This window comes from Candidatus Rokuibacteriota bacterium, assembly GCA_016188005.1.
Taxonomy (GTDB): domain Bacteria; phylum Methylomirabilota; class Methylomirabilia; order Rokubacteriales; family CSP1-6; genus UBA12499.
The window spans coordinates 1-10,324 of record JACPIQ010000096.1; the positions used below are offsets into that span (position 1 = coordinate 1).

The following is a 10,324-nucleotide window of genomic DNA, read 5'->3' on the forward strand; positions in this document are numbered from 1 at the left end:
CTCCGCGGCGCGGCGGTCACGGGGCGCTTCGCCCGGACCGTCGCCCTGCCGAGGATCCCCCTCAAGGAGGCGCAGGCCAGGGGGCATCGGTTCCTCCACGGCAGCGCCCCGGCCACGGTGGTCTCCATCGGCGCCCACGGCTTCTCGGTGCTCGAGCTGCGCGGGCCGGGGGTCGAGGTCTTCCGCGAGAACTCGCGCTGCTCGCAGGGAACCGGCAACTTCCTCAGGCAGCTCGTGGAGCGCTTCGCGCTGACGATCGAAGAGGCCAGCGCCCTCTGCGCCGGCGTCCCGGACCCCGCCCCACTCTCGGGCCGCTGCCCCGTCATCCTCAAGACCGACATGACGCACCTGGCCAACAAGGGCGAGCGGCGGGAGCGCATCCTGGCGGGGCTGTTCGATGCCGTCTGCGAGAACGTCCAGGTGCTCGTCAAGCCCCGTGTCAGCCCCTCGCCCATCGTCCTCGTCGGCGGCGTCAGCCGGAGCGAGCGCATCCGCGCGCGCTTCCAGGATTTCGCCGAGCGGCACGAGATGCGCTTCGGCCCCGTGACCGACGACAACCTCTACTTCGAGGCGCTGGGCGCCGCCGTGGCCGCGGCCGACGGCCGCCCCGGGCTCCCGCCTCTCGAGAATCTCCTCGAGCCGGCCGGGCAGGCGCACTTCGAGACCATCCCGGCCCTCGGGACCTACCTCCGGCAGGTCAGGCGGATGGCGCCCACGCCCCCGGCGCCCCCCAGCGCCGCCGGCCTCGTGCTCGGCCTGGACATCGGCTCCACCGGCTCCAAGGCGGTAGCGCTGGACGTCGGAAGCCGCCGCGTGACCTGGGAAGGCTACCGGAACACGAGCGGCGACCCCGTGGGGGCGGCGCAGGCCCTGGTGCGGCAGTTCCTCGCGGGCCCGGCCGGCCGCTCGCCGGTCCGTGCCCTCGGCGCCACCGGCAGCGGGCGCGAGATCGTCGGCTCCTTGATGGCGACCTGCTACGGGCCCGACGCCGTCTTCGTCCTCAACGAGATCGCGGCCCACGCCTGGGGGGCGCTCCATCACGACCCGCGCGTGGACACGATCTTCGAGATCGGCGGGCAGGACGCCAAGTACATCCGCCTCGTCGAGGGGCGCGTGGTGGACGCCGCCATGAACGAGGCCTGCAGCGCGGGCACCGGGTCCTTCATCGAGGAGCAGGGGAAGCGTTTCTCGGGGATCGACAGCGTCGCCCAGCTCGGGGAGGCGGCGATCCGCTCGGACTGCGCCGTGTCGCTCGGCCAGCACTGCTCGGTGTTCATGGCCGAGATCATCGACGCGGCCGCAGCGGCCGGCGTGGACCGCGCCGCGATCATCCCGGGCATCTACGACTCGGTGATCCAGAACTACCTCAACCGGGTGAAGGGGAGCCGCAGCGTCGGGCAGGTCGTCTTCTGCCAGGGCATGCCGTTCGCCGCCCCGGCCCTGGCAGCCGCCGTGGCGCGCCAGACCGGCTGCGAGGTCATCATCCCACCCAACCCGGGCACCGTCGGCGCGCTCGGGATCGCCCTCTTGACGCTCGAGCAGCGCGGGGCCGGCACGCTCCCGGCGCTGGATCCCGCGCGCGTGCTCGGGGCGCGCGTGGAGGCGAAGGATACCTTCGTCTGCCGCTCGACGCGGGGCTGCGGCGGCGCCGGGAACAGGTGCCGCATCGACCGGCTCGCCACCGTCGTGGCGGGCCAGCGCAAGAGCTTCACGTGGGGCGGCGCCTGCTCGCTGCACGACCGCGGCACCCGGCGGGCGAAGCTCCCGGACCGCGCGCCGGACCCCTTCCGCGGCCGCGAGGAGCTGGTGGCGGAGCTCACCGCGCGCATGACGACCCCGCGCGGGGCGCCGCGGATCGCGCTGACCGACGAGTTCCTCCTCAAGGAGCTCTACCCCTTCTTCGTCACCTTCCTGCACGAGCTGGGGCTCGACCCCGTCGTGCGCACCGCCGCCGGGCAGGCGACGCTCAGGCGGGGCATCGAGGAGTCGAACGTCCCCTTCTGCGCGCCGATGCAGCTCTACCACGGCCTGGTCTCCGAGCTGGCCACGGAGGCAACCGACTACCTCTTCCTCCCCATGCTCAGGCAGCTCCCGCGCGCCGCCGGGGAGGAGCACTCGGTTACGTGCCCCATCGAGCAGGGAAGCGCGGACCTGCTGCGCTGGGACCTCGGGCCGGAGCGGCACCCGGTGATCGTCTCCCCGACCGTCGACCTGGGCCCCGGGAACCTCCGCTCGCCGGCCCTCCGCGCCGTGTGCGCCGGCCTGGCGAAGCGGGTCCGCGCGGCCCGCCGCTGGCGCCCCGCCTACGAGGCGGCGGTGCAGGAGCAGGAGCGGTTCGACGCGGCCTGCCGCGCGCTGGGGCGCGAGGCCCTCGACTTCTGCGCCCGCGAGGCCGTGATCCCCGTGGTCGTGCTGGGCCGCAGCTACACGATCCACAACAGCGTGCTCAACTCCAGCGTCCCCGCCATCCTCCGGGAGCAGGGCGTGCTCCCCATCCCGGTGGACTGCTACCCCGTCGGCGGGGAGGTGCCGGCCTTCGGCGACGTCTACTGGGGCCACGCCCAGCGCACGCTGCGGGCCGCCCACCAGGTGCGGAGGGCGAAGGGCGTCTACAGCCTCTTCTGCACGAACTATTCCTGCGGGCCCGACAGCTTCACCTCGCACTTCTACGCCTACATCATGGCCGGCAAGCCCTTCGCCGTCATCGAGACCGACGGCCACACGGGGGACGCGGGGACGAAGACCCGCGTGGAGGCCTTCCTCTACTGCGTCCGCCAGGACCTGGGGGGCGCGCCGGAGAGCCCGCCGGCCTCGCTGCAGGCGGTGGCGGACCGTCGGATCGCGCCGGGCGACTTCATCGGCCGCGACGACACGGTGCTCCTGCCGTGGCTGTCGGACGCCTCCGACGCCGTCGCCGCCGCCCTTCGCGGGCGCGGGATGCGGGTGGAGAGCCTCGGGGTCCCCGATCGCGAGGCGCTGCGGCTGGGGAGGCGTCACACCTCCGGCAAGGAGTGCATCCCCCTGGCGCTGACCCTGGGGGGGTTCCTCCAGCGGATCGCGCGCGACGATGCCGGGCGGCGCTTCGTGCTGCTGATGCCCAGCGGATCCGGGCCGTGCCGCTTCGGCGCGTACCACTTGCTCCAGAAGGTGATCTGCGACCGCGCCGGCCTCGACGGTCGCGTGCGCTTCTGGTCGCCGTCGGACGAGTCGTACTTCGCGCAGGTCGGCGAGGGGTTCGGCGCCCTGGCCTTCACCGCGATCGTGGCCAGCGACCTCCTGACGGCCGCGATGCTCGAGGCCGCGCCGACCGAGAGGGAGCCGGGCCTGGCGCGGGCGATCCGGGAGCGTGTCTCGCGCGCCCTCCACGCCCGCCTGGAGGAGGCGGGCCGGGGCGAGCTGAGCGTCGGGCGCGCCATCCTCGAGGCCGCCAGCGGCCGGATCTTCGGCTGCGCCGAGCTGCTCGACGCCGCGGCGGCGGAGTTCGGGGCGGCCCGCGGCCCGGGCGATGCGCCGACGGTGCTCCTCGTGGGCGAGATCTACGTCCGGTGCGACCCGTTCGCCACCGACCACATCGTCGAGCGGCTGCAGCAGCGGGGGGTGCGGGTCCGCGTCGCCCCCGTCGCCGAGTGGCTGGAGTACGCCGCAGACTGCGCCTCGGCGCGGGGCGCCAGCTTCGGCGACAGGCTGTCCCACCGGGTGCAGCAACGCATCCACACCGTCGCCTATCGGATCATGGCCCGCCGGCTCGGGTGGCCGGCGCGCCCCACCGTGCAGGAGATCCTCTCGGCCGCCGGGCCGTGGATCCGCCGCGAGCTCGCGGGCGAGGCGATCCTGACGCTCGGCGCGGCCGTCCACGAGTGGCGGCACGGGCGGATCGACGGCGTGCTCAGCGTGGGGCCCCACGAGTGCATGCCCAACAAGCTGGCGGAGGCGCAGTTCTTCCACGTCGCCGAGCAGGAGGGCCTGCTCTCGCTGACGCTGTCGCTCAACGGTGACCCCGTGGACGCGGCGATCGTGGACCGCTTCGTCTACGAGGTGCAGGAGCGCTACCGGACGCGGATGGCTGCCGGGCGGGCGGAGGCTCCGCGTCACGCGCCCGGAGAGGCGCCCGCGCCGGGGGCCTCACGGGAGGCCGCCAACCGCGGAGGCATGGAGGTGGAGTGGGGCCCACGGCGGACCGGCGAGCGCCTGGCCCCCTGAGCCTGGCGTCGCGGCCCGCCGTCACCCGCGTCTGAGGCGCGGGTCAAGGCGATCACGGAGCGCATCGCCCAGGAGGTTGATCCCGAGCACGGCCAGCATGAGAGCGAGGCCGGGGAAGACCGCCACCCACGGCGCCGAGGCCAGGAAGGTCTGCCCCTCGGCGAGCATGCTCCCCCACGAGAGGGTGGGCGCCTGGGCGCCCAGGCCGAGGAACGAGAGCCCCGCCTCGGCCACCATGTTGCTCCCCACGCCGATGGTCGCCGTCACGATGACGGGGCCCGCCAGATTGGGCAGGACGTGACGGAGCATGAGCAGGGGATCCGGCGTCCCCAGCGCCCGCGCCGCCTGGACGTACTCGCGCTCCTTCACCGACAGGACCTCGCCGCGCACCACGCGCGCGATGGTCGTCCAGCCCAGCGCCACCAGCACCACGGCCACCTTGTCGAGCCCCGGGCGCTCGAAGACGGCGATGAGGCCGATGGCCAGGATGAGTGAGGGGAAGGCCATGACCACGTCGGTCAAGCGCATGAGCACGCCATCCCGCCAGCCGCCGTAGTAGCCCGCGAGCAGCCCCAGGGCGATGCCGATGGCCGCCGACACGGCCTCGACGCCGATGCCGATCGCGAGGGACACGCGCCCGCCGTGGAGCACCCGCGAGAGCAGATCGCGCCCGAGGGCGTCGGTGCCGAGGAGATGCCCGGCTCCGGGCGGCCTGAGCATCGCCTGGGCGAGCGAGGCCGGCACGTGAGTGGGATCGACGGGCGCCAGCCACGGGGCCAGCAGCGTGGCCGCCGCGAAGAGGCCCACGAGGCCCGCGCCCGCCACGAGCCTCCCCCGCCCGCGATCAGCGGCCACGGCGGCGGATCCGCGGGTCGATGGTCATGCACGCCAGGTCCACGAGGAGGTTGGCGCCGACGTAGATGACGGCGAAGACCAGCACGGCGCCCATGACCACGGGGAGATCCCGCTGGCCGACCGCGGCCACGAGCATGCGGCCGAGCCCCGGCCAGGCGAACACGGTCTCGGTGAGCGGAGCGCCCACCAGGAGATCGGCAAGCCCGATCCCGATGACGGTCACGACGGGGATCAGCGCATTGCGGAGGGCGTGCTTGCCGATGACCCGTGCCTCGCCAAGCCCCTTGGCACGCGCCGTCTGCACGTATTCCTGGCGGATGACCTCCAGCAAGCTCGAGCGGGCCAGCCGCGCGATGGTCCCCGCGTGGATGGCCCCCAGGGTCAGGGCCGGCAAGACGAGGTTGGGCCAGGCGCCGTCGCCATAGCCGGAGACCGGGAGCCAGCCGAGCCATACCGCGAAGAGAAGGGAGAGCATCATGCCGAGCCAGAACACCGGCGTCGAGATCCCGACCACCGCCGTGGTCATGAGCAGGTGATCCAGCGGGCTGCCGGGGCGGAGCGCCGCCACGATCCCGGCCAGCCCGCCCAGCGCCACGGCCCCCGCCGTGGCCGCCAGCGCGAGCCGCGCCGTGGCAGGCAGCCGCTCGCCGATCACCTCCGCCACGGGCCGCTGCTGATGGTACGAGGTGCCGAGATCGCCCTGGAGCAGCCGGCCCATCCACGCGAGGTAGCGGACATGCAGCGGGGCGTCGAGGGCATAGTCGCGGCGGATCTTCTGGACCAGCTCCGGGTCGCCCCGCTGGCCGAGCATGGCCCGCGCCGGATCGCCGAGGGCCACGGCCGTGAGCGCGAAGACGAGGAGGCTCACGCCGAAGAGCACCGGAACGATTGCCAGGCAGCGCCTGAGTGCCGGCTCGATCAGGTCAGCGGCCACCTGGCCCTCGCAGGGTGCCGGGCCACAGGGCGAGCCAGACGAGGCCCCGCTGTGCGACCCGCGGGCGCGGCGAGCGGAGATCGACACCCGGGCGAGTGGGCGCGAGCCCGAGCGAAGTCGGAGGGCCCGGCACTACTCGAGCCAGACCTTGCGCAGCGGAGCCAGCATCTCCGGCGCCGAGGAGAGCGGCGAGCGCTCCAGCCCCTTGACGGCGGGGCGGATCAGCGCGCGGCTCGAGTAGTGGTAGAGCGTGATCCAGGCACCATCGTCCAGGATCTGCTGCTCCGCCTCGTGATAGCGCCGGAAGCGCGCGGGGCCGGGCGGCAGCGCGTCGGCCTCGTCGAGCCGGCGGTCGAGCTCACGGCTCCGGTAGCGCCCCGTGTTGCCCGCAGCGCCGACGTTCTTGGAGTGGAAGAGCACGGTGAGGAAGTTCTCGGGATCGGGGTAATCGGCGATCCATCCCTGGCGGAACATGGCCGCCCCGCCCTGGTCCACCACCTTGATGTGGGCCGCCCAGTCGAGCCGCCTCAGCTCGAGGCGGAGTCCGATCTCCTTGAGCTGGGCCTGCAGCCACTCGGCGATGCGCTGGTTGAGATCCCCCGTGTTGAAGTGGTACGCGATCGCGGGCAGCCCACGGCCGTCGGGGTAGCCGGCCTCGGCGAGGAGCCGGCGGGCGCGCTCGCGGTCGAAACCCGGCGCCGCGACGCGGGGGTTGTAGCCGCGCAGGGCGGGAGGCAGGATCCCCTTGCCCGCGATCACGCACCCCTCGAGGAGCCCCTCCGCCACGGCGGCGGGGTCGATGGCCCGCGCCACGGCGAGCCGCACCCGGCTGTCGGCGAAGGGCGGCTTCTCGACGTTGAAGCGCACCGCCTGGGTGCCGAGCGTGGGCCAGACGGCCACATGCCCCTTGAAGGCCGGATCGGCCTTGACGGCGCGGCAATGGCCTGTGGGGATGTCGCTCACGTCAAGGCGACCGGTGCGGTACTCGTTGAAGCGGGTGATCTCGGCCGGGATGACGCGGAAGACGATGCGGTCGAGCCACGGCACCCCGCGGAAGTGATCGGCAAAGGCCTCCAGCACCACCCGATCGTCGCGCACCCACTCCCGCAGCCTGAAGGCGCCGCTGCCGACCGGCCGGCTCGCGAAGGCCGGGCCCAGCCGCTGCGTCTCCTCGGCCGGCACGATGGAGGCGGCGTCGTAGGCCATCAGGTAGAGGAAAGGCGCGAAGGGCCGGTCGAGCTGGAGCGTCAGGGTGCGATCGTCGACCACGCGCACCCCCGGGATCCCCCCGGAGCCGCCCCGGATATGCTCGCGGGCGCCGGCCAGCTTCTCGAACACCCAGGGCCGCTTGCCCCGGGCGGCGCGCTCGAAGGAGGCCTTGACGTCGGCTGCCGTCATGACGCGCCCGTTGTGGAAGCGCACCCCGGGGCGCAGCCAGAAGGTATAGAGCCGCTGGTCCGGCGACACGGTCCAGCGCTCCGCCAGCGCGGGGCGGAGCTCGAGGCGGTCGTCCAGCTCCACGAGTGTGTCGAAGAGCTGCCGGATCACGGCTGAGGACGTGGTGTCGGTGGCCTGGGCCGGATCGAGGGTGGGCGGGTCGGCACCGAACGCCGTGCGCAGGGTCCCTCCCCGCTTCTGAGCAAGAGCCTGCGCGGGACAGACCACCGCCAGGATCAGGACCGCCGCCAGCAGCCGCCGCGTCATGGCCGCGGCGCGGGAAGTGGGGCAGGCGCGAGAGGCGGAGGCTCGAGCACCACGCGGTCCAGCCGGTGGAAGCCGCTGGGGTGCAGGCGGAGGTTGCGCACCTCGGGCCGCGCCACGGCCCAGTGACGGCGCACGTAGAGCGGGACCCAGGGGACCTCGTCGGCCAGCAGCGCCTGCGCCCGCGCGTATACGCGCTGGCGCTCGGGGCGGAACGAGAGCTGGCTGCCGCGGATCAGGAGATCGTCGAGGCGCCGGTCCCTGAAGAAGGACAGGTTCAGCGCCGCCGCACCCTTGGTGGCCCCCTCGCTGGTGGAGAGCGGATACAGGAGCAGGTGCGGGTCGCCCCCTTCCGCCAGGACCTCGACGAGGACCATCTGGTGCTCCCCGCTCCGCGCCATCCGGAGCGCCACCTCTGGCGGCTCGGGAGGCGCGGTGACCCCGATGGCAGCCCGCCCCAGCGCGCCCTGCACGGCCTCGACGAGGCGCGCGGCATCGATGCCGGGCCCGAGGGGAGCCACCAGGAGCGACGACGAGATGCCTCTCCCGAGGCCCGCCTCAGCGAGGAGCCGCCGCGCGACCTCGGGACGCGCGTTCCAGCCGGCTCGGGCGCCGGCGCTACCCCAGACGCCGGGGGGGAGGAAGGACGGGAGCGGTGCGGCCGCGGGCTCGACCGCCGCGCCGATCGCCTGGAGATCGAGTCCCGCCGCCACCGCCTGCCTGACCTTCTTCCGGCTGAAGGGATCGCGCTCGGTCTGCATCGCCAGGTAGCCCAGGCCCCAGCCCGGGACGGACAGGGCTCCGGCAAGCCGAGACGGGGCTGCGGCGGGGATCAGCACGTCGAGAGCGCCCTGGTCGAGATCCGCCTCGCCGCGCTCGAGCTCCGGATACTCGAGGAAGATCAGCCGGCCGACTCGCGGGGCGCCCCCCCAGTGCGCGGCGTGGGCGTCCAGGGCGATGCGACCCGGTCCCACCTCGGCCGGGCTGAAGGGCCCGGTGCCGATCCAGCGCGTGCCGCCGTCGGGTCCCGTGACCGCGCGGGCGATGCCGAGGGCCGGATGCGCGAGGACGGTCAAGAGGGGGGCATAGGGCAGCACCAGGTGGATCTGGACGGTCCGCGCGTCGGGCGCGCGGATCTCCTTGACGACGCCGGGGGTCCCGCGCAGCAGGCGCGGTACCACCGGGTTCCGCTCGGGCGCCTGCGGGTGGCCCGGGAAGAGCAGGCGCTCGAGGCTCACCGCCACGTGCTGCGCCGTCAGCGGGGTGCCGTCGTGGAAGCGCACGCCTTCGCGAAGCCGGAAGGACCAGGAGAGCCCGTCGCGCGCCACGCTCCACTGGGCGGCGAGCCCCGGCTCCACGTCGCTCGAGCCCTCGCGGTAGTGGACCAGCCGATCGAAGACCTGACGGGTGACGATCGCAGCGGATCCCTCGGCCGCCCCGGCTGGATCGAGCGTCCCGGGTAACGCGGCAACGCCCACGCGCAGCACTGCCCCCTGAGCGCTGACGCTCCGGGCGCCCCCGAGCGCGAGGAGCGCCACGAGAGCCCCGCAGAGCACGCGAAGGCCCGGCGACATGCCTCTCTTATACGACGGAACCTGAAGCGCTGCGATCGCAACGCGCTGAGAGGGCGGCCCGGCCCCGGAGCTATGAGGGCTGTAATTTCGCCGCAGGATCTGTCGCCAACTTTCCCAGTTTCGAGGCATGGCCCTGCCGCGCCCGCGCCCATCTGCGCGTCGTCCCAGACCTGCGCGTGCGGCTCAGAGTCGGCATTGAACTTGCTTGAAGAGTCTCGTGAAGGGCGAAGGGCGACGCGGACGGGAGCGGAACTCCCGGCGTCTCCGAGGCGTTTGAGACGGTGAGAGCGATAGGGTAGCACCAGGGGCAGGGATCGGGAAAACTCAAATGAATTCAATGGATGTGAACGGTGATTCAGGGGCAATTCCCTTGACACCCCGCGAAACGGGCCCATATACTGACGATGCGTGCGGGGGTGCTGTACCCCCGATGGGCTCGCCCGGCGCAGCGCCCGCGGCCTCACCTGGAAAGGAACGGGTGGAGATGAAGGAGTTCGAGAAGAAACCCAGCCCGAACAGGGAGCCCTCGTCAGAAGGGATGAAGGGGTTGTCGAAGTTCCTTCCCATGACGGACTCGAACTACCGCCGGCGGCTCACGGAGTACGAGGTGCAGGTGCAGGACCTGCAGGCCTACGTGCGCTCGCTCGAGGCCGAGACGGTGCGGCTGCGCAAGAAGATGGAGGACGCGCCCAAGGAGAGCATGGTCCTCGAGAACAAGCTCCGCGAGGCCAACCGCCAGCTCGTCCAGTCCTTCAACCAGAACGAGAAGCTCGTCAACGCGCTCTACGAGGCGCGCGAGCAGATCTCCTCCCTGCGCGAGGAGGTGGACAAGCTCTGCGCGCCGCCCTCGACCTACGGCGTGTACCTGTCCGTCAACGAGGACAGCACCGTCAACATCCTCTCGCAGGGGCGGAAGGTGAAGGTCAACCTCCACCCGTCCATCAAGGCCGAGGAGATCAAGCCCGGCCAGGAGCTGATCCTCAACGAGGGGCTCAACGTCGTCGAGACGGCCGGCTACGAGATCCAGGGGGACGTCGTCATCCTCAAGGAGGTGCTCGAC

The 10,324-nt window shown here is 72.9% G+C and carries 6 protein-coding genes; 2 read left to right on the forward strand and 4 right to left on the reverse strand.

Annotated features, from left to right (window positions below; all coding sequences use genetic code 11):
• Positions 1-4,200, forward strand: a 4,200-nt coding sequence (locus HYV93_18930; GenBank protein MBI2528045.1) for a CoA activase, incomplete at its 5' end; no start/stop codon positions are given.
• A gap of 21 nt (positions 4,201-4,221) precedes the next feature.
• On the opposite strand, the gene HYV93_18935 is transcribed toward HYV93_18930, so the two are convergent.
• The 4 genes from HYV93_18935 to HYV93_18950 form a co-directional block, all read right to left on the reverse strand.
• Positions 4,222-5,055 (reverse strand): ABC transporter permease, encoded by an 834-nt coding sequence (locus tag HYV93_18935; GenBank protein MBI2528046.1) that lies wholly within the window; start codon positions 5,053-5,055, stop codon positions 4,222-4,224.
• The gene (locus tag HYV93_18940) at positions 5,045-5,977 is read right to left on the reverse strand and encodes an ABC transporter permease (GenBank protein MBI2528047.1); all 933 of its coding nucleotides are present in this window, start codon (positions 5,975-5,977) and stop codon (positions 5,045-5,047) included. The genes HYV93_18935 and HYV93_18940 overlap by 11 nt, the downstream gene beginning before the upstream one ends.
• A gap of 144 nt (positions 5,978-6,121) precedes the next feature.
• Positions 6,122-7,693 (reverse strand): ABC transporter substrate-binding protein, encoded by a 1,572-nt coding sequence (locus HYV93_18945; GenBank protein MBI2528048.1) that lies wholly within the window; start codon positions 7,691-7,693, stop codon positions 6,122-6,124.
• A complete protein-coding gene (locus HYV93_18950; GenBank protein MBI2528049.1) occupies positions 7,690-9,264 on the reverse strand; it encodes a hypothetical protein in 1,575 nt (524 codons plus the stop codon). The genes HYV93_18945 and HYV93_18950 overlap by 4 nt, the downstream gene beginning before the upstream one ends.
• Before the next feature lie 484 nt (positions 9,265-9,748).
• Between HYV93_18950 and HYV93_18955 the strand changes: the two genes are divergently transcribed.
• The coding region (locus tag HYV93_18955) for a proteasome ATPase (protein ID MBI2528050.1) at positions 9,749-10,324 on the forward strand (576 nt) is incomplete at its 3' end.

What these genes read in the sequence shown, in the direction of transcription:
- HYV93_18945 (MBI2528048.1), bottom strand. Translation starts at nt 7,693, where the DNA reads ATGACGCGGCGGCTGCTGGCGGCGGTCCTGATCCTGGCGGTGGTCTGT.
- HYV93_18950 (MBI2528049.1), bottom strand. Translation starts at nt 9,264, where the DNA reads ATGTCGCCGGGCCTTCGCGTGCTCTGCGGGGCTCTCGTGGCGCTCCTC.